A 22,992-nucleotide genomic window follows, 5' to 3' on the forward strand; every position below is an offset into this window, starting at 1 on the left:
CTGCCGACACATTCTAATGGTTATCGGCGCGAAAAATGGATCTGTATCAGGTAAAGTGTATAGTCGTAAGCTAAAAGTTCCAAGAGCTCTGATCCGCACTGCGGCTGCTTCCGTACCAGAAATGTTGGGTTCAATATTGAAAAGCCTTCTTTTGCTTGCTTTAGTGGGCGCAGTGTCAGCGCAGCCTCGCGATCTGGGCATATCAGTAGTTGATGCGAACGCCGATCATGTTCCCAACGCCTCAGTATTTCTTATTGAGAAAGACGGGCGGCGAACGCGATGCCTCGAGAAAAACCAAAACTATGTTTGTCTCGGTCTTCCCGATATTGGCTCGATCATCGAGGTGTTTGCGGCTGGTTTCGCAGTGTCTAGGAACACCCTAACCGAAAAAGACCTTCTTTTGCCCGGTCTGCGGATCGTGCTCGAATTGCCCCAGAGCGCTTCGCTGGGGTCGGTTGTTATAAATATAACCCGAGCTCCCACAAAGATCGGTGAATCCCCAGAGAGCGTAGTAGCACTGGGCCGTGAAGGAATTGAAACTTCCGCTGCGGCTACATTGGATGACATATTAAGGCAGATCCCGGGGTTTTCACTTTTCCGTCGGACAAGCGGCCAAAATGCGAATCCGACTGCTCAGGGTGTTTCGCTGCGCGGGACCGGAGCTAGCGGAGCAAGTCGCTCTCTGGTGATGCTGGATGGAGTTCCCTTGAATGATCCATTTGGCGGTTGGGTCCAATGGAACCGGGTGGCTCCTATCTCGGTTGAAACAGTGGAAGTGCTCCGCGGCGGGGCTTCAAACCTTTATCCTAGTTCTGCTTTGAGTGGAGCGATCGACCTACGTACTCGAAAACCTGCAAATGGCCCAACGATCTCAGGAGAGATATTCGGTGGCTCCTCCAAAACCTTTGGTGTCTCGGTTTTTTCCGGCGCCAAGATACGTCAATGGATCCTCACGGCCTCAGGCGGACATTTTCAAACTCGCGGATATATTCCGGTCGCCGCAGCCGATCGCGGACCAGTCGATTCATTCGCCGGTGTTCGGAGCTCCAACCTCACGGCGCTGTTTCAACGGTCATTCGATCGCTCATTCACTCTGTTTTTCAGACCGGTATATTTTCAGGAAGCACGGACTAACGGCACTTCGGCTCAAGTCAACCGGACAACATCGCGAAATTTTGTCTTAGGAGGTGATGCTGAACTCTTCCCCGTTAATACGGTGAAAAATGGGAGGATCTCCTGGCGAATTTATGGTGGAACCCAGGTTTATGATCAATCATTCTCGGCGGTTAATTCTAACAGGACATCTGAAGCACTGACACGGATCCAGCGTTCACCGTCTCAGAACATCGGGATTTCCGCCAGTGTTGCCGGATCGATCCGGCAACATTTCATCACTACAGGTGTTGATCTTCGTGAAGTACGTGGAGCGAGCGACGAACTTGGTATTGTAAATGGAACTGCTACCTCTCGGTCTGGATCTGGCGGGCGGGAACGCACGTTCGGAATCTCTGTGAAGGACGTGTTCACGCTTTCAGATCGTCTGATACTTTCCGGATCGATCCGAGTTGATCGGTGGAATAATTTCCGCGCACTTTCTGCGACGCTAAACACAATAAGCGGCATCGGCTCGTCAACAGTTTTCCCAGATCGAGGCGAAGAAGCTCTGAGTCCACAGTTTTCCGTCCGGTGGCAGGCTACCGACCGGATCGCCGTTCACGGAGTAGCATCGCGCAGTTTTCGTTCACCGACGCTGAATGAACTTTATCGCGGGTTCCGGCTAGGGAACGTGGTGACGAATGCAAATGAGAACCTGCGGGCCGAACGTGCTGCAAACTTTGAAACCGGAGCGAGTTTCTTTGGTAAAACCTTCGGTATTCGCTCAAGTTATTTCCATTCGATAATCGATCGTGGCATTGCAAATATTTCTGTTTCATCTACACCGAACCTGATAACTCGCCAGCGGCAGAATGCGGGTAGGATAAACGTATGCGGGATCGAGGTCGATCTTAGCTTCACCCGCGGTAATCTCTCTCTGAATTCCGGTTATCTTCTTTTGGATTCTCGGATCACAACTGTAGGAACGGATACGCAGCCGTCAGGCAAATTTGTTCCGCAGATCCCGCGCCATCAATTTACTTTTCAAGCACGTTATTCTAAAGAACGTTGGCAGGCTGCGGCGCAATTTCGCTCTTCCGGAAAGCAGTTTGACGATGACCTGAATCTATTTCGGCTCGAACCTTATGCACAACTCGATCTTTTCTACTCACGACGAATAAAGTATAAGGCGGCTTTTTTTGCGGCGATCGAGAATGCATTCGATTCCAGATACTCGACAGGCCGCACTCCGCTCCGGACCATCACAGCCCCCCTCACCATTCGCGCGGGCTTACGATGGAATTGAAATTATAAATTTAGGTATGGCCAATAAACTCATCAAAACAGCTCAATCTAGTTAGAAGATCCCTCTCGATTCGCCAAAATAACGATTTCGCGTTAACCTATCGCTTTTGAACTTCTGACCCAATTGCGATGGTGCGAAAGACAATACTTCCCGGTTCGACGATTGGCGTGTTCGGTTGTAGTGTTCATCGTTTGCGATACCGGTGAGCATTACCTGACGAAGTTTCATTCTGATGAATGGATGAAGGAAAAGCTCTTGCTAGAGCCGCAGCGGATCACGGCGGGATTGATAAGCGAAACGAAGGATCAAGGGGCTCCGGCGGAATTGATCTTCTGTGCGCCGGATGAACTCGTCAGTGAGGCACTACGAAAAATGGACGAAGCGGGCGTAACGCAAATACCGGTCCTTGAAGGCCATACGTCAGTCGGAAGCCTTAGGGAAAGCCACATACTTGCGAAGCTGCTTCAAAATCGCGAACTTTTGGACGGAAAGGTTTCCGACATAATGGACAAAAGCTTTCCGGTAGTGGAGGTAGATACAAGCCTTTCAGAGATCAAGGCAAAATTGCAAAAGCATCCCGCCGTTTTGATAGAAGATTTCAAACGCATCACTGGGATAATCACACGTTCAGATGTACTTGAACTTGACGTTTAATTAGATCGAGGAGGCTCATTTACGAGTATGAGCAGCGAGGATATGCAGCCAATAGCATCGGACGAAACGAACGAGCTTGATACTACCCCTCCGCAGCCTGATCGACCTGAGGGATCGACAAGTTCGGAATGGAAGATGCCCGAGCCTGTGTTCAAAAAGACAAGCGGCTACTTGCCGAAAGGCTACGTGCAGCAGTCAGATGTTCCGGTTCAGACCCAGATAGTGAAGGACGGTGCAGGTGCTGAGAATGAAACGCGGAATGAAGCAATCGAAACGATAGAAAGCTCGGAAATTAACGTTGAGCCACAGCCAGATATTCTTGAAGAGGTTCTCGAGGTATCGGAGCCGCTCGAGCAGCAGCCGACACAAAAAAAAGGTTCGATAGGCAAATTATTGACCCTACTCTTGCTTTTGATCGTGTTTTTCGTATTGGCCGCCATGTTCGTGGCAGTGGTTTGGTATTTGCTGGCATCGACGCCTGAAGCGACGATCAACTAGCCGCAAATCGAGATGTTCCATTTCGTCCTTTCTTTGTTGCCGCGGTTCGATAATGGCCGCGGCTTATTGAGCTTTAAGAGGATCCGATCGAAGTGAGATTGCATTACGGAGACAATGAATTCGAGATCGGAGATGCCGTCGTTACGCTTGGGCGCGCATCGGATAATGATGTTGCTTTTCCTGAAGATCCCAACGTTTCCAGATACCATGCCGAGATCGAGCCGCGAGGGAATGAATACTGTCTGATCGATCTTGACAGCAGCAACGGAACTGCTCTCAATGGAGTGCCGGTAAAGGGAGAGGCGTTTTTGAAGGCCGGAGATGAGATACTTTTAGGCGGCTCAACAAAGGTGGTATTTGGTGAGGCTTTGAAGGATGCCTCGTCGGCCGATAACGCAATATCCGAGGCAGCCATTGCCGAGGGTGATGGTCCCGAGCAGATAGAAACTCTGGGCGGAAATGATCTGAATATTCCTGTACCCGCCACGCAGAAAAGCGGTTCGGGGATGATGTTTTTGATAGCCGGAGCGATCTGTTGTGTTGCAGTGCTTTTTGTTGCGGTGGCCGCTGCGGTTTACTTTTTCCGCGGAGCATCGTGTTCCGCAACGGCCCGAATAGTCAATCCCGAATTCGGTGAGACGATCGATAAACCCGGCGAGATAGAGATAGATCTGAAGGATGGGTCGTGTGTGGTGCAGGCGGTTTACACGATCGACGGACAGCCGATCGCCACATCAACAGATCCGCCATTCACGGTTCAATTAGACCCCAAGAATTTCCCTGACCTTGCTGATGGCGGCGACCATGTACTCAGTCTTGTTCTGATAGATCGAGACGGTAATCAATTGCCGCAACAAAGTTCGGTGCTTATTGCCTTTGAAACGCGGAAACTTACAAAGCCGGAACCGGAACCAGTCGTAGTTACCGGACAAAAAGAACCAGGACAAATCGGATCAAAGACAAAGGAACTTTCTCCGATAGAGTTTCAACAAATTGTCATCGCTTTTGCTACCCAGATCGCCGGAGGCAGGAAATATAACGTTTCCGACCCTCAGTTCCTGCAAGAGGTTAGACGCCGAACTGCCGAATACTCCAAAGGCGGCCATTTCGAAAGAGCTTCAAAGTTCAAGGATGTCATAAATGTTGCATACGTGACCGAACAGAACCTGGATCCACGCATTGGTTATTTCCTTGCAATGAGCCGGAGCGGGTTTGATCCGGCCAAAAAGGGAAGTGAGGAAGGGCTCTGGCGGATGACCAACGAATTCGTAACATCGAACCGCTATAACGGGCTTTGCGGAAACGAAAAGCTTTCAGATCCGTCACAGAATTGTGCCGCGAAAGCTTCAGCCATCTATATGAAGGAGGTCGTCATCGGTATATTTGAAGGCGATATCATTTACGGAATTGCGGCATTTGGGAAATCGACCGCTGATGCAGCGGCATGGAAAAGCACGTTGCCGCAAGACCGTACCGATGTTTGGAAGTCTATAAAAGGTACTCAGGAGCGTGAACAGTTAGTGCGGTTTTTTGCCGCGGGGCTTGTGGCTGAGAATCCTGACAAATTCGGACTCAAGAACGATAGGCCTTTGTCTGAGTTATATAAATTGGCTCTGTGATATTGTCGTGTCTTCAAGAAGATGGAAGTCGTCCTAACATATCCGACCCCCGAAGGTTCGCGTGAGATAGTGATCGATGGCGGGAAGGCGACCTTTGGGCGGGGGAGTGAGGCAGAATACCGTTTTGTTGATGACGGTCTGTCGCGGCTTCACGCCACGATCTACAAGGACGGCGAGAGGGTTTGGATCGTTGATGAGAATTCCTCCAATGGCACTTTTGTTAATGGCGTTGAGGTCCAGGGAGCCGGCATTCCGCTAAAGGATGGCGATTCAATTAAGATCGGCCATCAAACCGTTCTTCGAGTTCAGATAAGGCATCTTGGAAAAGTGGTTGCGGCGAATGCGTCAATTCCTAGCGAATCATCCGCCGTGAAAACGAGCACGAGCGAGCCAACAGGTCCTATCAGCATCATCCCGATCGCGTTGATCGCCATCGCGCTGCTTATTGTTAGCACTTCAGGTGTTTTCATTGCTTTTCAGGTCTTTGGCAGCAAAGGTAACTCTGCCGCACGGGATGTACGCGATACTGACGTTGAAGATGACCCAACGCCCGCAAAGGACGATCGCCCGACGACGAAAACATCGCCAATCTCGATCCCCTCCAACGGCGATGACAAGCCCATCGTAATGCCAACGACCGGCACAGTGGGAGGTACCGAAAAGCCTCCTTACGTGATGCCTGCCGGCAAGACCTATATGCAGCTTTCCGAAAGCGAGAAACGCGAGTATCTTCGCGATAGGTCAATGCGCATCGCGCAGATCATTGGCAACAATAAAAGCGACGCTATTCCGGATAACGCGCTCGACAAGATCAAATCCTTTACAGAGGGTTTTGCGTCACGGGTTAACTCAAAAAGTATGAATGGATGTCCCTCGCGCCGTCCTTGGGGCGACAATCTGCAGGCAACATACGAACGAGCCAGCAAGAACGCCCCATTTATTATAAGGGCGTTCAACGAAAAGGGTGTCGATCCGCGCATAGGGCTTTATCTGGCAATGATCGAATCAGAACATTGCGTTTGTCTTCAAAGCCATACAGGCCCGCTTGGAATGTTTCAGTTCACAAAAGCGACCGGCGAATTGCACGGGCTGAAGACGCGTTCCGGGGCGACGCCGGACAACCCTGATGAACGGTGCGAACCTGAGCCTGCCGCCCGTGCCGCGGCTTCCTATATGAAAGCTTTGACCGCCCGCTACGGAACTGGGCCGGCAAGCGTGCCCTTGGCGATCGGCAGCTATAACAGCGGTGAAGGCGGACTTAGTTCCAACCTGGTCAAAGCGCTTGAGTCCGGAAAAGGACTTCCGCGTGATTTTTGGACGCTGATCGCGAATGGAGAAAAGCTCTCAGCTCAGTTCCAATCGGAGAATTTCAAGTATGTCCCAAAGTTTTTTGCCGCAGCTATAATCGGCGAGCATCCGCAAGAGTTCGGACTTAAACTCAAGCCGCTTTCCAGCTATTCGAATTAATACCCATGGCGCAACTTTGTCTTAAATTCCATAACGAGGTCGGAGACGAACAGCAGGTCAATATTGACCGGGATCGTTTTGTCATCGGGCGCCATTCGGATTGCGATCTTTGTATTCGAGACAGTCGCCTTTCGCGCCAACATTGCGTCATCGAAAAACGGAACGACTCGCATTTTCTTACTGATCTTGGCTCCGCGAATGGAACTCTTCTAAACGGTGAGGATATTCTTGTTGAAACAGAGATTCGAGATGGAGATACGCTTGATCTCGGCGGCGTGGTCATCGAATTGGGATCTGCCGAAGTGGAAAACGAAGAAGTTCTCAAAGAAGATCTTCCGGAGTCCGCCTCCGCTGAACAAGAGCACGGAAGTCAATCACCGCCGGCTTCGGCAGCCCAACCGCAAGGTAAAGCAAAGAAGAAAGGCATTCCAACGGGCGTGCTTTTGATGCTCTCGATGTTCGCTATCGTGATATTGTTGTTCGCCGGCGTGATCATATATCTTGCGGCTTCACGTAGCGGAAAAGTTCAACCGAAGTTGGTAACGATCGAAGACCGCGACCCCGATATAGAGGATACGGACGATAAGCCTACTGACGCCAATTTACCTAAAGGGCCCGGAACTCAGCAGACCGCCCCGACCACAACCGGCCCGGTCGTGGATGATCCGTCGCAAGTGAGCTTGAAAGCCTAAAAGCGAGGTCGCTGGTAGGACTTCGCCAACAGAGAGCGAATCCCAATGCGATCAGCAATGTTGTTTACAACAAGGTGCTTTATGGGGAACACCCTTACGGACGTGATAACAATGAAGCCACGATCCGTGCGATCACCCGAGATGACGTGATCAAGCAATTTGAATCTACCTATCGTCCCAATAATGCCGTTTTGATCATAGTGGGCGACTTTGACAAAGGTGCTTTACGTTCAAAGATGGAGAAAGCTTTTGCAGAATGGAAGCCCGGCACTGTCCGAAACGGTGAATTGGCCGCGGCCAAGCCGCTCGAAAAGACCTCGATCTATCTTGTTGATCGACCGAATTCGGCACAATCGGTAGTATCGATCGGGCACGTTGGCATTAGCCGTATGCATCCTGATTACTTTCCGGTTTTGGTGATGAATTCGGTGCTCGGCGGTGCTTTTACTTCGCGCGTTAACCTTAATCTCCGTGAAGATAAGGGTTATACCTATGGGGCACGGAGCAGCTTTGCATTCCGGCGCGGCCCTGGGCCGTTCTCCGCGGGCGGCGATATCCAGACCGCGGTTACGAAGGAAGCAATTGTTGAGTTTATGAAAGAATTAAACGGTATCCGTGATGGAAACCCGATAACCCAACGTGAACTTGATTACAACAAGCAAAGCCTAATTCGGCGGTATCCGGCGGGATTTGAGACTGTAGGAGCGATCTCCAATCAGATCGCCAACCTCGTAACTTATGGTCTGCCAGACAATTACTTCAACGATTACATCGCTCGGGTCAATGCCGTAACGTTGGCTGACGTAAATCGCGTGGCGAAAAGCTATCTTGATCCCTCGCGTATGGCGATCGTTATCGTCGGAGACAGAAAGGTAATTGAACCCGGTCTAAAGGAACTTGGATATTCGATCCAGATCCTTGATGCTGACGGTAAACCGGTCTCTGAATAGGCATTCTTGGCTGACAAACAAAGGGAGGCAGCAATTTGGTTGGTGTCTCCCTATTTTCTAATTAGTTGATCATTTTCTGAGCAATACGACCGGGCTCTGTTCGATAGAAAGTATACGACCAAAGAACCTCTCGACCGAATCGTATTTCTCAGGTGCGATGCGAGCTCGCTTTAGCTCAAGCGAGCGAATGAAGTGGAGATGACCATCTTCGATCTTGTAAAAAACGTCATACCTTCCGAATTCTGATTCAAACTTGGCCGACTCCGGGATCTCGTCCACCTCGAAATTCTCCGGTAATTTTATCTTCGCTTTTTCGGTGTAGCGAGAAGCATCGATCATGTAGGGCGTCATCCGACGACCATCACCGAAGGTCAATCGGTCAAGTCTGCCAATGATCGCCGGACGAAATACCATTAGGCGGTCCTGCATCAATTGAGCATAACTCCTTGCCGAAAAATCCACCTTAAGATCGAAACGCCCATCATCATGATTGTCTGCGGTAACAATATTTGAAGTGGTCGCCCCGGCGGCTCCGCGCGATATCCAACGGTCAATGACGCGGGTGTAATCTTCACGCGAAAGATTCTTCATTTGGGAACGTTCCTGTCGGGCCGGTTGTCCCGTCGTTCGCTCGGTTACTGAACCTTTGATCGAGCCATCTGGCATCAAAGTGGCCTCTATCACGCGCTCCATACGATTTGCATCAGCAGAAAGCACGGGCATTCGCGTCAGCTCTTGTGTGTCCTTATGATCGATTAAAGCTAGACTGCCCTGTTGATCCTCTGGCAAGTCGCCGATCGGTGTGTACGGATCGGTCGGGTCAAAGATCAGGAGCCGTCCGAGCGTCGGATGTGTTACTACGGATTCGACCAAGGTCTGGTCGCCGATCTTTATAGCAATGATGCAGTGATTGAATTGATGGGGCGAGGCCCACTCTGCCCTGACGTAATCCGGATCGTCAGCGGTAATACTAACCAGATATGAATCGATCCCAACAGCCCGAAGCATCGCGCGCATCAGATTTGCTTTGTCTTTGCAATCGCCATACGACCGAGCAAACACCTCCGCCGAGGATCTGGGTGTATAACCACCGCCTCGGCCCGTGCCTATCTGGATCGAGATATACTGTATATTTTGGACGTAACGGGAGATAGCCCTGATCTTTTCAAATTCATTTGAGGCATTCTCGGTCAGTTCTTTCGCTTTAGCCGTCAACTGCGGACTCATTATCACCTGAGGGTCCTCGATCGAGGCCATCCAAGTTGCCACATCATTCCAGTTAGAGAACGTCCTCAAACGCGTCGCCGTTGGCGTTTCGGGAAAGATGCTTACTGCGATCCGCGGAACCATACTTGAAAGCCTAGGGCTTCGCGGCTCGGGCCGAATGGGTTTAAGATCTGCCATCTGCCAAACGTGTGAACCGGCTGTTATGGTCGGCTCGATCCTCTTTGTATTAAAGGTAACGCTTTCCGCACGCCAACCGCTTGGCATATTCAAGGTGAATCGAGATGAGAGAACCGGCAGGTTGTATTGAAAACTAAAATGGAACTGGCTGAAGATGGACTTCTCCTCAAGCACGGACTCAAATCCGAATACATCGCCGACATCCGCATCATCTCGGGCCACAATCATTGATTGGCGGGCCTCATTGTAAAGATCGTTATCAACAAGGGCCAAGTCAACCATCTCTTTCTTGCCGTACGCCTTAACTTGTCCATTGCGTCTGATCAGCCAGGATTCAAGACCCTTTACCTTATCAGTGTCGGTCTGATATATGACACGGCCTACGGCCTCGCGTCGCCCCTCGCGCTCAAGTATTCGCACGGCGTGTCGAACAGTGCGAACAATTGTTCCGTCGGAACTGATGTTCACTGATTCTTCATTTAGAAGAACCACTGCCGGAACATTGCGTATGTCATAGGCAGGCGTCTGTTGGGTAGCCGCCTGTGTTAGCCACTGGGGGACCTTTTGAGCAGCGACGGAAAATGTGAACAGTACGATCGAAAGAGCAACAAAGATTGATCTGGAGATCGGGTAGGAAAGAAGAAGCATGTTACCTCCGTGGAAGATGCGGCCGGAAGCCTTTCAACTTCCGGCCAGCCTGCGATCAATATGATCAATTATTGGGACCGGCAGAAGCGGTCTCGTTCGAACGAAGCGTTAGTTGATGTACAGCGGCTTTATTGAATTCTTCAAATAGACTTTTAATAGCAGAATAGCTTCCCACGGGGAACCTTATATAGCCTCCGTTCCCGAAGCTGAATTTGCGCTCGTATCGAAGCATCTTGCCGCCGTTGATAGAGAATGCCTTCACCTCGTGCGTGGCAATTCCTTGTGCATCCTTGATGTCGCTTGGCGTTTCCGCATTCTCAAGACTGTACCCTTTAGGAAGTTCTATCTCGATCTGATCGGATTCAGAAAAAGGATACGTAAAGTAAATATCGTGAACACGCGTGTTGGATGTAAATCGTGGCTGCGAGTTCCGTTCAAATACATTCGGCTGGAAGAAAAGCCTTCGGCCTGTCCGAACGGCATAACCGGGGACACGGATTTTGAAGGTATAAACAAATGGCTTTTCCGGATCGTTCACATTCTCAATAGTAAAGCTATCAATTTCGGCCGTGCCGAACACTCGCGAGCGAATATAGGTCTTAAGCCGGTCTTCCTGCACGCTGGCGGAATCGCCTCTATTAAGCATTTTGCGTGTAAAGGCTTGGTGTCCTGTGAACTCGATCCGGCCTTCTCCAGTAAGCGTGCCATCTTCACTTAACTTAAACTTGCCGGTACGTTTCTCCATCGAAACTTCGGGGCCGGAAAGCGGTATGTCTTTCCAAATAAGTTCTTTAGGGTCGGGGATCAGAGCCACAAGATCCTCTTCTATCCAACTCATCATCCCGAATGGAGTGAAATAACTTGCCGGGCTGAAGAATCGCCAGTCGTTGCCGAGCTTGACGGCAATACTTGATGAACCGAGCATCAAGCTAAAGCTCGGCACTCGCGGATTAAAGAAAAGGTCGCTGCGGTTTCCCGAAAATGCAACGCGAGCATCGTACCCGGCGGCTCGCGCCATTGCGCCAAAAAGCTGATCTATGTCGCCTGCCGTACCAACTTTGTTCTTAAGGGTATCGCCTGCGCTCTTGTTTTTTGCAGCCTGCTTCTTTTGTTCTTCGGTAACATTCTCAGCATACGAGGTATTCACGATCTGGGTCTTAGCGAATTCGTAGATCCTCCGGAGTTTCTCTTCATCGGTTGATGCACCTGCAAGGAGAGTCTCTGTTGCTTGTTTCACTTCACTATTTGGCTTCAAATTCTTATCTTGAAGGTCGTAGGTGCTTTTGCTAACCGAACGCCAATATTCATCGACGGTCTTGAACTGCCCGCTTGTGTAATAAATGAATACCCAAGATTTAACCTCGTCTTCGGGAAGCATCGATGGCTCTTCTTTGAAGGCCTTGACGTTCTTCATCGCAGCCTTGTAAAAGCCATCCTTATCCTTCTCAAATTTCACCTCGCGTATATTGAACGGGTGATAGGCCATTGCGCGAGTTCCGGAAAAGGGTTTTACATAATAGGCGATCTCACGAATCGGTATTTCCCGCTGGAAGATCAGCCGCATATTGGCCGCGGCATCATCAATAACCTCCTTGTACCGATATTCGACCACGGAACCGACATCTAACCCTGGAAATGCGATCGTCTTTGCCTTTACCTTAAATCCGTTTGCCTTTACGATATCGCGTTCGAAAACCTGTTCTTCACAGAGATGTGGGAACGCTTTTCGTTTTACGGTTTGAGACCGCTTTTGACGCTATTTATGGTCGCTGCGGTTACGCAAGGCGGCTGGGGCTGGGACAGGAGTGAGGTCGGTGCAATTGTAGGTATCTATGCTTCGTGCGTATATCTGGCATCGCTTCCCGGCGGGTGGATCGCTGACAAGCTTTTGGGCCTGCGAAGGGCGGTTCTTTATGGCGGTGCGCTGATATCCCTAGGCCACCTGACCATAGGCATCTCAGGCCTTGTCGAACACAAATTGCCGTTCTTCCTTGGGCTGATATTTATCGTGCTAGGCACCGGCCTTCTGAAGCCCAACATCTCTGCAATGGTCGGTGACCTATATCCCGAAGGCGGAGCACGACAGGACGCCGGATTTTCGATCTTCTATATGGGCATCAATATCGGTGCATTGATCGGTCAGTTCATCACGGGGTTCCTTGGAGAAAAGATCGGTTGGCACTGGGGCTTTAGTGCAGCGGGCATAGCGATGTTCCTCGGCCTTATACAGTTTTGGCTAATGTCACCGAAAACGCTTGCTAACATTGGTTCCGAGCCCTCACGCCATCCCGACCCGGCAATCCAGGCAAAACAGCAGGCACAAGTTAAACTTTTTACGGGCATCGGACTCGCTTTACTTGCCCTCGTCGTCATCCTTGTAGCTACGGGCGTTCTGACGATCAATGCTCCGATTGTCGGCACCTATCTTGCCTATGCACTGATCGCCATCGCGTTCGCTTATTTCGCATATCTTTTCATCTTCGGCGGACTTTCGACTGATGAGAAAAAGCGTGTCGTCGTTATTGCCGTGCTGTTCATCTTTGCAGCCATTTTCTGGTCGGCATTCGAGCAAACACCAACGGCGTTGAACCTTTTCGCCTATGACTTTACTGACCGAATGGTCGGAGGGTTTGAGATACCGGCAACTTGGTTCCAGATAATAAATTCAGCGTTCATAATACTCCTTGCTCCCGTGATCGCGGGCTTCTGGACTTTCCTCGGGAGAAGAAATGTCAATCTTTCAAGCCCGGTCAAGTTTGCCATTGGGTTGGGTTTCGCTGCTCTCAGCTTCTTGATAATGATCTTTGCGGCGAATGTTGTGATCGGCGGCGGCGGTATCAGGGTCTCGCCGATGTGGCTAATAACGTTTTATTTCTTCATCACGCTCGGTGAGCTTTTCATCAGCCCCGTCGGGCTATCATCAATGACAACACTCTCCCCGAAACGTTTTGTCGGCCAGATAATGGGCATCTGGTTCATCGCATCGGCACTCGGTAACCTTATCGGCGGCCTGGTTGCAGGAAATGTCGACCCCGAAAAGCTAGAGTTAATGCCGAAACTGTTCACGACAACCACGTTGTTCCTCGGCGGTGCAGCCGTTTTGCTTGTGATCCTGGCGGTCCCGATCGCGCGAATGATGAAGGAAAGAAAAGGGGCCGATCAGCCTATCGATCCGACGCAGGAAGTTCCTGATCTTCCTAAAGAGTGATGATGTGTCTAGAAACCTTTTATCATCGGGCACATTCATCATAAGTGCCCGACTTTTTATTCATTGTTGCGAGACCGGTACGCCAAGGCTGCTTCGGCGGCGCCAGCGTGTATTATCTCAGGTTTATGGTATTTCCAGTATTTTTCAAATTCTTCATCTGAAAGCTCCGGCATCTCGGCACGAGTTTTTTCTTTGAGGTATGTTTCAGCCCACTCGCGCATCTCGGGGATTGTATTCAACGCAGTACGTGCTCCGTGCATCATATTGTCTCGTTCCATTTATCTGATCTCCGTATGGTAGATTAGTTTTAGTTTATCTTTAAAGGTTAATTGTCCTTATACAGAATATTCAAGGGGAGCTCACCCATAGTGAAAAAACCATTCCTTGCTTTTACAATCTCGCTGTTTTTGGCTTTAGCTCCGATAGTTGGACAAACTGCGGCAAACAGACCGGTCCCGGCCCCAACTCCGACAAATGCTGAGTTCACGGTCCCGTTTGTTAATAAAACACTTCCGAACGGGCTTGAGGTGATCGTCCTTCAGGATCAGAGCGTGCCGCTGGTAACAGTCGAACTTGCCGTCCGCAACGGCTCGTTTACAGAGCCGCCGGAGTTGAATGGCCTCTCGCATCTTTACGAGCATATGTTCTTCAAAACGAACAACGCGGTTTTGCTTGCACAATGCGAACCATTCATTCTTCGCGGAGGGCGAAATCCTATCTGTGACGAGCCGATGAGACTGCGGTCGCAGATCGGCAGCGTTGCATACGTTCGGGATCTTGACAAGGCAGGCTATGTCCGTAATGGCACAACTCACGAAGAGTACGTCAATTACTTTTTCAGCACAACAAGCGAACACCTTGAGATGATAATGCGGTATATGCGTGATGCCACGCTGTTCCCCTCATTCATCGAAGAAGAACTTCGTCAGGAGATCCAGGTCGTCTTGGGTGAACTCGATCGAAATCTTTCTGAGCCATTTTATTACCTTGACCGCACCTTGATGGACAATCTTTTCTATAAGTATCCGACACGTAAAAGTCCGGGTGGAACTCGTGAGACCGTGGCTGCAGCTACTACAGAAAAGATGCGCCTTATTCAGTCTAGGTACTACATCCCTAACAATTCGGCACTCATAGTAACCGGTGATGTTCAGCCAGAACGCGTGTTCAAATTGGCCGAAGAGCTTTTTGGGATTTGGCAGAAAGGAGAGGATCCTTTCATCAAATTCCCGATGGTCGAACATCCGCCACTCGAAAAAAGCAAAGGCATCATCGTCGAACAAGATGTTGAGAACGTGGTTGTGCAGATCGGCTGGCATGGCCCTTCGATCGGAAAGGACGATGCCGGAACATATGCTGCCGACGTATTCTCATTCATAATGGAGCAGCCTAACTCCAAGCTGCAGCGCGCGCTTATTGACAGCGGACTCGCCGTCGGGCTTAGTGTCCACTATTACACACAGCGAAACACAGGTCCGATACGCATCACCCTTGTTACATCGCCCGACCGGGCAAAGGCCGCTCTTGCTGAACTTTACAAACAGATAGCACTTTTTGACTCCCCGGGTTACTATTCCGACGAAGAGCTGTCGAACGCAAAGAATCTGCTTGAGGCCGAAGACCTCTATCGCCGCGAAAAGCTTAGCGAATACACTCACGCGCTCGGCTTTTGGTGGTCTTCCACGGGTGTCGACTACTATCGTGGGTACCACAGAGCACTTAGGGCAGTTTCACGTGCAGATGTCAGCAAGTATCTGAATACCTATATCATCGGAAAACCGCACGTTTCAGTTGCGATGCTCTCTCCCGACGCGAAAGCAGCAGCAAAGCTGACCGAAGCCGATCTGATCGGCAAGTAAAAATAGAATTTCAACGCGACCAATATGCTAAAACGAGTCTCTGTCTTTATCCTTTTTGCTGCGTTTGCCATCCCGACTGCCGCGCAGAACAGCATACCTAACCTCTCAAATCCAGCGATCTCTGAGTTTGAGATCAACGGTCTGAAGGTGATAGTAAAGCGTCGAGCCGCCGCGCCTACGATCTCTGCCGGACTTTTCGTTCGCGGTGGAGTCCGCAACCAGAAACCCGAACAAGCAGGGATCGAATCACTCGCTCTGAACGTTGCCGCAGAAGGAAGCCGAAAGTTTCCCCGTGAGGCACTTCGGCGAGAACTTTCCCGTACGGGAAGCATCATCGGGGCATCTTCCGGTTATGATTACGGTGTTATATCTATGTCTTCTACGCGTCCGAATTTTGACCGCACGTGGGAGATATTTACGGATATCGTTCTAAATCCGGCATTTGCTCAGGCAGATTTTGACCAGGTTCGCGACCGGGCTATTACTGGCTTGCGGAATCGCGGGATCAGCCCAGATGATGCACTTGTAATGCTTGAGACACGAACGCTTTATGCCGGGCATCCATACGGAGCAGACCCAACGGGAACAGTAGAAACTATCGGTAAATTGACATTGAACGATCTCAAAAGCTATCACCGGTCTCTGTTGCAAACCTCACGGCTATTGCTTGTTATCGTTGGCGACATCGATCCCGCCGAATTTCGCAAACAAGCAACTGCCTCGTTTGGCTCACTGCCTCGAGGTACATACCGTGACACGCCGATAGAAAAGCTAGCCTTTGCTATCCCGACGGTAGATGTAACTCAGCGTCCGGTGCAAACAAACTATGTTAAAGGTGTATTCGCTGCTCCTTCGCTTGCTGACCCGGACTATTACGCAATGCGCGTCGCAATAACGATACTACAAAGCAGAGTCTATCAAGAGGTTCGGGGACGACTGAACCTTTCCTACGCACCCAATGCCGAGATGGACGACAACGCTGCAAATACCGCAAATATATATGTAACCTCGGTCGAACCAAATAGGGCAGTTACCGCTATGATCGGGGAGATAAATGCGATGAGGACCGAATTGATCGATCCGGATCAATATGACGGAATAGCGGGTTATTTTCTCACGACCTACTATCTTCAGCACGAAACAAACGCGGCACAAGTAAGAGAATTGGCTCGCTATGAGCTGCTCGGCGGCGGCTGGAGAAGATCATTAAATTTTATTGATGAAATACAGAAAGTAACGCCTGAAGATGTCAGGCGTGTTTCGGTAAAGTATATGAAGAATCTAAGGTTCTTCGTGATCGGTGACCCGAGGTGAGTACTGGTTTCTGAGCCACTGCCGCCAATAGGAGTAGCCCACTCATCCCCGCAGGCTTCTGATAGGGAGCCACGACCACATCAGCTAGTTTGAAGTAGAGCGGTACTTCTGCCTCCGGCAAATAGCCAAAACGAGTCACAATCTGCACCGGCAGCTGACGCAAAGGCATTAACCACTCTTCTAAGGTGGCTTGTCCTGCCTCAAAAGGTTCTCCTGCCAGGAGGATGCAGAGCTTGTGCTGAACCTGAGATGTCAACAAAGAGACGGCCTCTAGAAGTTGCCGTGTTCCCTTTCGACCGTCTGCTAACACTCCAAACGCCAGAAAAACTTTGCGGTCAGATTCAATTCCCAATCTCTGCCTCAGTTGGCTGGCTGCGACCTCAGAAGCAGTGATCAATTCAACCGGATCGGGTAAATAAACAGCCTCAGCCTTTCGGTTGCGATATCGATTCAGCAGAGGCACTGCCAACGGATCCAAACAAAATAGCACCCTGAACTGAGGATGGGCCAACAACCGATCCAGGAAAACCTGCTCTCGAAACTGCTGAATGCGCTCCTTCCAGGTTGGGGTGTAATTCGAGAAATATTTGTAATGAAAAGTCAGCCGGAAGCAGACTGCCGAGAATGAGCAAGGAAGCCGCAGTCCTAACATGAAAGGCATCTGACAAGAATCAAAGTGCATCAAAACCCCATGAGTAGCCCGCAGCCGCTTGGCGTAATGAGCAATCAGTTGGTACTGTACAAATGCCTTACCAAGACTGGAGGGAGTGGATTCTAGGCGCGCTTGCTCTTCGGGCGTAATCGCTATAAAACGGATGTTCGGCTGCTCCTCTGCTAATGCCACTACATCGCCATGCTTGTCTACAAAGCTTGGCATGACAACAATGTCCAGACGTCCTGACAGCTGGCGTTGTATCCAGTAGAGAATCAGGTGGCGCAAGTAGGAAGGATGGTGACCGTAATACCAGGGGGAGAAAAGCATCACGTGTTCGCCACTGCCCTGGCCTTCATCAAGCCCTGCAGGCAAATTTTGGTTGGATAATAACATGCTTCAGCAGTTCTCCATCATACCTAACCTAAGTAGCCCTAAGTAGCTCAAACTCAACGATCCAGGACCTCAAACTCTCCAGTAATTCCCAAGAGCCAGTCGCAATAAAACATTTACCATCAGTTCAACAGACCCTAAAGCAGCCGCACCTTTTACCCCCAGAGTAAGCATCAATTGTTTGAAATCGTGTTTAAGATGTCTGTTTAACTTGAATTACTTGTGTATCAATTGCTTGATAACTGATGAGTTCACAAACACTTTATCAACCTGACATTGCTAGAGATGAGTCAACAGACTTGCATGGCTTTATTTTGTTAATAAAAATATCTGTAAAGATAGTGTAAAGTGGTTCTGCAAACTGCTTTGTCCTAATAGCTTTTCGGTTTTACTACAGGTAAGTGCTTACCTAGATAGGTAGTCACGAATACTGCGAATACTCCATAGATTTCGAGACATAAAACATTGCTATTCTGAGTTTGAAACTACTCTGATTTGAGAAGATCTGGCAGAGATCCATAATGGCTAAATCAATGGCTAAATCAATGGCTAAATCAGCGAACTACGAGCCAGATTGCTTTGTGGGCTGGAGTGTTTAGAACGGATAGGCTCCATTGGGTAGCATGGTTGCTCATGACCTGGCTATATTGGCTATGGGCCATACAGTATTATAAGTTTATTTGTAAACTAAAAATTTGGTGGGGTAGGCATAGATTTAAGTAGACTTCAGGTAGGTCAAGTGGAAAGTGGGAGTTGGCTAGAAGTAGGGTTACAAATGGGATCAAAGGTAAGACTGGGAGTTTAAACATGGAGCTGTCCTTGTATGGCTTGCTTTACCTGGCGAGGGATCAGTCAAGCTCAATCATGGATATTTATGCAGAAACTTATGAACAAAAGCGAAAATTTTACTTAAAAAGTGCTGTCAATTTGTCACGATCACTGCAAAAAAGGGGAGTCAGTTTTACACTAGTAACTAACAATCGGCAAGAGATCGAGGACGATTTAGATCAATTAGGATACAGTGACTTTCTCAAAGTTGAATGTATTGATTTTCAGACAACGGTCCCAGACGGACTGTTCTACTATTCTACGCACTTTAAGTTAGATGTATTCCACTACTTCGCCTCCCTCAAGAATGAGCAATATGTGGGGCTGGTTGACCTGGATATGATTGCAGTTAATGATGTCCCAACCTGCTTGAGAAATTTGGCACAGGCAGGAATTCCGCTCTGTTACGATGTGTCCGATCAGCTGATTCCTGCTTTTGGGCATGATCTGATCTTGCGAGATATGCAGCGCCTATCTCCAGACATTTGTGCAGGCAGATGGTATGGCGGAGAGTTGATTTTTGGCCCTCCTAGTTTCTTCGCAGCGCTTAGTGATAGAGCCGTTCCTATTTATGAGCGCTATGTACAGCTAGTGGATGAATTGTTCCATAAGGGTGATGAGATGATTACTTCGGTTGCGTTGGAACAACTTCAACGCGATGGTATTTACGTTGCTGACGCAGGCTCCTTAGGCATTGTTGGTCGTTTTTTTAGCGTGCCTACAGTTAAGCATCCTCAAAAGTCGTTCAAATACTTTGAAAACTGCTTTCTGCTCCATCTCCCTGTTGATAAGGATTTCCTTGCAAAGGTGGAACCAGAGCAGGCCGAAAATCGAGAGACTTTTCTTAAGCAGTATAAATCTTATCTATCAACAATCTGGATCGTCAAAGGGCTTCAAAAAGTAAATCGGCTCTACCGAGCGTCCTATAACAGTAAACTGCAACAGAGATCTAAGAATTTGGTTCGACAGATCCCCAACTGAAATTGAATAAGGCAGTATATATAGAGGAGAGTGAAATTAATGAACACTTTAATAAAGAAAGTTCGCGTAGCATTAACTCCTAGAGATTGGCTCTTGAAAACAACCCTGTCAAATGGCGCGGTTGTCTACGGGAAAAATCGAACCGGATTTGGAGGACGTGGAATTTATATCAAAGGTGAATCAATAGAGCCTGAGTTTGAACACCTGGAAAAGTTCCTGGACAGAGACGGCGTATTTGTTGATGTTGGCGCAAATACGGGGATATATACCATTAAAGCAGCCAAGCATTTTGGTCCGAGTGGTGTCGTACTGGCCCTTGAACCATTTCCTGATATTATGGCAACTCTGTTTCACAGTATTCAGGTCAACGGTTTTACCAATGTCAGGTTGAGAAATGTTTGTGCAGGTGAACATACAGGATCGGCGATGCTATGGATGAATCTGGATCAACCGAATTCATTCAGCTTGGTCAAAATGCAAGCAACAAAGTCTTGCCTGTCAACCCTAACCGTCGCATTGGATGAACTGTTCGAATGGGAGAAACTCGAACGCCTTGACTATTTAAAGATTGATGCGGAAGGTGCCGAACAACAAGTACTTAATGGTGCAAAGAAAATCATTGAGAAATATCGTCCCATAGTCTTAATGGAAGTTTGGCTGGGTAAGATTTCGTTTAACCCACCCGATTATTCTGTGTTTCACGCATCTGGTAGTCCTAACAATATTTATATTCCTAACGAAAGCTCCAAGGTTCATATCCCAAAACAACTAGGATGGGAGCAGGTACAGTGAAATGTTCAAATACCTTTCTCCCTTGGCTAAAAAATTTAAGCTTAATCCTATCTTAGGATTTTTATTAATCCCTCTATTTTTTTGGTTTTTGCTCGTTGGTTGGCAGAGGTGGTTAGCAACTTCTCCCCAGCCCTTGCCAGACAGAAGCGATAATGAAGGCAAAACGCTGGCATTTGGGAAATACTACGAAGCTGCGATCGCACCTGTAGGGAGCGCAAGTAATGGGGCTGCTAGTTATCGACTCTGGATTCCTGATGGAGTACAAACTATCCGGGGTCTAATTGTAAAACAGCATGGGTGTGGCGATCCAGCCGCAGTGACTGGGTTGGAGCATGCTAATGATTTACAGTGGCAAGCATTGGCATTAAAACATCAGTTGGCTCTGGTGGGGATCAAACTTCCGACTGGCTACCCATTATGTACGGACGAGGCGATTAGGGACCGGGTGACAGAGCAGGCTTTTTTAAAAGCTTTGCCAGCTTTAGCCAAGGAAAGTCATCACTCAGAGCTAGATCAAGTACCCTGGATTTTCTGGGGACACTCTGGCGGTGCTGATTGGGGTATGCAAATGCTCCGTCACTACCCCGAGCGAGTCATTGCAGTCGTTAACATGAGATGCGGAGGAATTCTCAATACCTCAGGTGAGTCAGAGATATTAGACTTAGAGCCTGAATCAGCGGCAACAATGCTTGGCGTACCTGTTCTTTGGGCGGTGGGAGGAAAGGATCCTCATGTTGAGGAGTGTGTTGACCTTCCTAAGCAAATCTTTTCCAAATACAGAAGTGCCAACGCTGCCTGGACGATCGCGATCGAGCCAAATGCTCAGCATGAATCGGGCAATTCACGGTTCCTGGCGATTCCCTATTTGGATGCAATTTTATCTATGCGATTGATGCGAGGATCTCAGCTTCATCCCATTGATCCGACCCAGGGTTGGTTAGGCAATCCGAATACCTATGAAGTGGCGGCTATCAATCAGTATCAAGGGAACCCGCTACAGGCTGCTTGGTTGCCCAATCAACCTGAGGCAAAACAAACTCGGCTTTTCCAACCCACACTGGTTTACCTTCAAACAGACCGCTGATCCCTTTGCCGATCTGGGCCTGTACTTGGCTGGCCTCTGACCAACGAACCGACTGCTGTTGGGCCAGCCCTACAATTGCCGCTCCAATCGGATGCTCAGAACGGCTCTCAAGGGCGGCAGCTACCTGCAACAGTTCAGCTGAGCTAACCCCCGGAGCGGTAATCAGGTCTATGACTTGCAGAGTGCCGGTGGTGAGGGTGCCGGTTTTGTCGAAAGCGATGGCCTGCACCTGACCCAAGGTTTCGAGCTGAGCACCACTTTTGAACAAAATGCCCTGCTTGGCTCCATTGGCAATTCCTGACAGCAGCGTCGGCATGATTGCCGCCATTAGAGCACAGGGAGAGGCCACCACCAGAAAAATCAGGGCGCGGTAGATCGTCGTTTCCCAATTCCACTGCCACAGCAGGGGCGGCACCGTCGCTAACAGCACACCCACCACCACGATCACCCGAGCATAGCCCCGCTCGAAGCGTTCGATAAACTGCTGGGAAGGCGGTGTCTCGGTTTGGGCGGCTTCCACCATGCGGATGACCCGCTGCAACAAACTGCTTTCTGGCGGCTGGTCGAGTTCTATCACTAGGGCACCGGTTCCATTCAAAGTTCCACCATAGACCGGATCACCCAGAGATTTCTCGACTGGAATCGATTCGCCGGTAATCGCGGCCTGATTCACCGTACTTTCTCCTTCCACCACACGCCCATCGGTAGGAATCAGCTCACCGGGCTTGACGAGAAAACGGTCGCCCAACGTCAGGGCAGGGATGGGAACTGTTTTTTCTTGCCCCTGCTCGATCTGACGAGCTGTTTCGGGTGTGAGCGTCATTAAGCCGCGAATACTACGCTCGGTCCGCTGCATGGCATAGCTTTCTAATGCCCCGCTAATGCAGAAAATCAAGATCAGCACTGCCCCATCGATAATCAGGTGGTACTCCTGTCGCCAAAGCCCCAGCCCTGCCGCACCCAATGCCGCCACAATCATCAGCAGATCAACATCGAGTTCTTTTTCCTCAACTAGGGTGGTCAATCCTTCGCGGGCACTATCGTAACCCCCTACTCCATAGGCCACAGCCAAGCTCAGCAGCGCCAACCCGATCCAGTTCCAATGCAGCAACAGCCCACCCAACAGAATCAGTAGACTACAGGCAATCGCCGCCAAGGCTTCGGGATGTTGAGACAACGCCCTGAAAAACCGGGGTAGTTTGGCCGCAGAGAGATTCGAGAAAAAAACCGCCATTGATTTAACTTGTAAGCTAACTTGCTAGATACACCAACCATTGGCAGCTTAAACCTTAACATCAGTGTCAATGTCAAGCGGTGAAGAATGTCAAGCGGTCAAGTGGGACGGAGAGGCAAGTAAGTAGATCGACATCAATAATTTGACGATCCGTAGTGCCAGCGTTTCGCTGGTACGGGCATCTTGCCTACACTGCATTTACCGTTTAATCTGGTTGACCTACTTGGCCGGGAATAAGTAGGAAATAGGTGAAAATAAATGTCCCTTGTGGCAGAGGAAGAGTTGAGGTACATCTTTGTAAAATCTAGCGGTAG

At 49.4% G+C, this 22,992-nt stretch carries 18 protein-coding genes; 13 read left to right on the top strand and 5 right to left on the bottom strand.

Annotation, left to right across the window (positions count from 1 at the left end; all coding sequences use genetic code 11):
* Positions 1 to 172 precede the first annotated feature (172 nt).
* The 7 genes from JVX88_RS11005 to JVX88_RS11035 all read left to right on the top strand — a co-directional run bounded on the left by JVX88_RS11005 (position 173) and on the right by JVX88_RS11035 (position 8,281).
* Positions 173 to 2,401, top strand: a complete 2,229-nt coding sequence (locus tag JVX88_RS11005; RefSeq protein ID WP_211627352.1) for a TonB-dependent receptor — start codon at positions 173 to 175, stop codon at positions 2,399 to 2,401.
* A 123-nt stretch (positions 2,402 to 2,524) separates the two neighbouring features.
* Positions 2,525 to 3,055, top strand: coding sequence for a CBS domain-containing protein (locus tag JVX88_RS11010; RefSeq protein WP_211627353.1), 531 nt, complete (start codon positions 2,525 to 2,527; stop codon positions 3,053 to 3,055).
* Positions 3,056 to 3,082: 27 nt separating this feature from the next.
* Complete coding sequence (locus JVX88_RS11015) at positions 3,083 to 3,553, top strand: hypothetical protein (RefSeq protein WP_211627354.1); 471 nt, start codon at positions 3,083 to 3,085, stop codon at positions 3,551 to 3,553.
* A 92-nt stretch (positions 3,554 to 3,645) separates the two neighbouring features.
* Positions 3,646 to 5,172 (top strand): FHA domain-containing protein, encoded by a 1,527-nt coding sequence (locus JVX88_RS11020; RefSeq protein WP_225931385.1) that lies wholly within the window; start codon positions 3,646 to 3,648, stop codon positions 5,170 to 5,172.
* A 21-nt stretch (positions 5,173 to 5,193) separates the two neighbouring features.
* Complete coding sequence (locus JVX88_RS11025; protein WP_211627355.1) at positions 5,194 to 6,639, top strand: FHA domain-containing protein; 1,446 nt, start codon at positions 5,194 to 5,196, stop codon at positions 6,637 to 6,639.
* A 5-nt stretch (positions 6,640 to 6,644) separates the two neighbouring features.
* A complete protein-coding gene (locus tag JVX88_RS11030) occupies positions 6,645 to 7,331 on the top strand; it encodes an FHA domain-containing protein (RefSeq protein ID WP_211627356.1) in 687 nt (228 codons plus the stop codon).
* A gap of 74 nt (positions 7,332 to 7,405) precedes the next feature.
* Entirely contained in the window at positions 7,406 to 8,281 is an 876-nt protein-coding gene (locus tag JVX88_RS11035; RefSeq protein WP_211627357.1) for a M16 family metallopeptidase, read from the top strand.
* Positions 8,282 to 8,350: 69 nt separating this feature from the next.
* Here JVX88_RS11035 and JVX88_RS11040 read toward each other — a convergent pair whose 3' ends face one another.
* Together JVX88_RS11040 and JVX88_RS11045 are read right to left on the bottom strand one after the other, a co-directional pair.
* Complete coding sequence (locus JVX88_RS11040) at positions 8,351 to 10,333, bottom strand: DUF3857 domain-containing protein (RefSeq protein WP_211627358.1); 1,983 nt, start codon at positions 10,331 to 10,333, stop codon at positions 8,351 to 8,353.
* Between the two features lie 64 nt (positions 10,334 to 10,397).
* The gene (locus tag JVX88_RS11045; protein ID WP_211627359.1) at positions 10,398 to 11,945 is read right to left on the bottom strand and encodes a transglutaminase domain-containing protein; all 1,548 of its coding nucleotides are present in this window, start codon (positions 11,943 to 11,945) and stop codon (positions 10,398 to 10,400) included.
* 84 nt (positions 11,946 to 12,029) lie between these two features.
* Here JVX88_RS11045 and JVX88_RS11050 point away from each other — a divergent pair, with 84 nt between their 5' ends.
* Positions 12,030 to 13,541: a peptide MFS transporter gene (locus tag JVX88_RS11050; RefSeq protein ID WP_225931534.1), complete on the top strand. Its 1,512-nt coding sequence runs from the start codon at positions 12,030 to 12,032 to the stop codon at positions 13,539 to 13,541.
* Between the two features lie 56 nt (positions 13,542 to 13,597).
* On the opposite strand, the gene JVX88_RS11055 is transcribed toward JVX88_RS11050, so the two are convergent.
* Positions 13,598 to 13,819, bottom strand: a complete 222-nt coding sequence (locus JVX88_RS11055) for a hypothetical protein (RefSeq protein ID WP_211627361.1) — start codon at positions 13,817 to 13,819, stop codon at positions 13,598 to 13,600.
* 90 nt (positions 13,820 to 13,909) lie between these two features.
* On the opposite strand from JVX88_RS11055, the gene JVX88_RS11060 reads away from it, so the two are divergent.
* Positions 13,910 to 15,400 (top strand): M16 family metallopeptidase, encoded by a 1,491-nt coding sequence (locus tag JVX88_RS11060; protein ID WP_211627362.1) that lies wholly within the window; start codon positions 13,910 to 13,912, stop codon positions 15,398 to 15,400.
* A 24-nt stretch (positions 15,401 to 15,424) separates the two neighbouring features.
* Positions 15,425 to 16,714 (top strand): M16 family metallopeptidase, encoded by a 1,290-nt coding sequence (locus tag JVX88_RS11065; RefSeq protein WP_211627363.1) that lies wholly within the window; start codon positions 15,425 to 15,427, stop codon positions 16,712 to 16,714.
* On the opposite strand, the gene JVX88_RS11070 is transcribed toward JVX88_RS11065, so the two are convergent.
* Positions 16,650 to 17,762 (bottom strand): glycosyltransferase, encoded by a 1,113-nt coding sequence (locus tag JVX88_RS11070; protein ID WP_211627364.1) that lies wholly within the window; start codon positions 17,760 to 17,762, stop codon positions 16,650 to 16,652. The genes JVX88_RS11065 and JVX88_RS11070 overlap by 65 nt on opposite strands.
* A gap of 804 nt (positions 17,763 to 18,566) precedes the next feature.
* Between JVX88_RS11070 and JVX88_RS11075 the strand changes: the two genes are divergently transcribed.
* The 3 genes from JVX88_RS11075 (at position 18,567) to JVX88_RS11085 (ending at position 21,444) form a co-directional block, all read left to right on the top strand.
* Positions 18,567 to 19,568 (top strand): hypothetical protein, encoded by a 1,002-nt coding sequence (locus tag JVX88_RS11075; protein WP_211627365.1) that lies wholly within the window; start codon positions 18,567 to 18,569, stop codon positions 19,566 to 19,568.
* A gap of 39 nt (positions 19,569 to 19,607) precedes the next feature.
* A complete protein-coding gene (locus JVX88_RS11080) occupies positions 19,608 to 20,360 on the top strand; it encodes an FkbM family methyltransferase (RefSeq protein WP_211627366.1) in 753 nt (250 codons plus the stop codon).
* Between the two features lie 133 nt (positions 20,361 to 20,493).
* Positions 20,494 to 21,444: a hypothetical protein gene (locus JVX88_RS11085; RefSeq protein ID WP_211627367.1), complete on the top strand. Its 951-nt coding sequence runs from the start codon at positions 20,494 to 20,496 to the stop codon at positions 21,442 to 21,444.
* Here the strand turns inward: JVX88_RS11085 and JVX88_RS11090 are convergent.
* Positions 21,332 to 22,678, bottom strand: a complete 1,347-nt coding sequence (locus JVX88_RS11090) for an HAD-IC family P-type ATPase (protein ID WP_211627368.1) — start codon at positions 22,676 to 22,678, stop codon at positions 21,332 to 21,334. The two genes, JVX88_RS11085 and JVX88_RS11090, sit on opposite strands and share 113 nt — an antisense overlap.
* Between the last annotated feature and the right edge of the window lie 314 nt (positions 22,679 to 22,992).

It is taken from the genome of Leptolyngbya sp. 7M, from assembly GCF_018128485.1.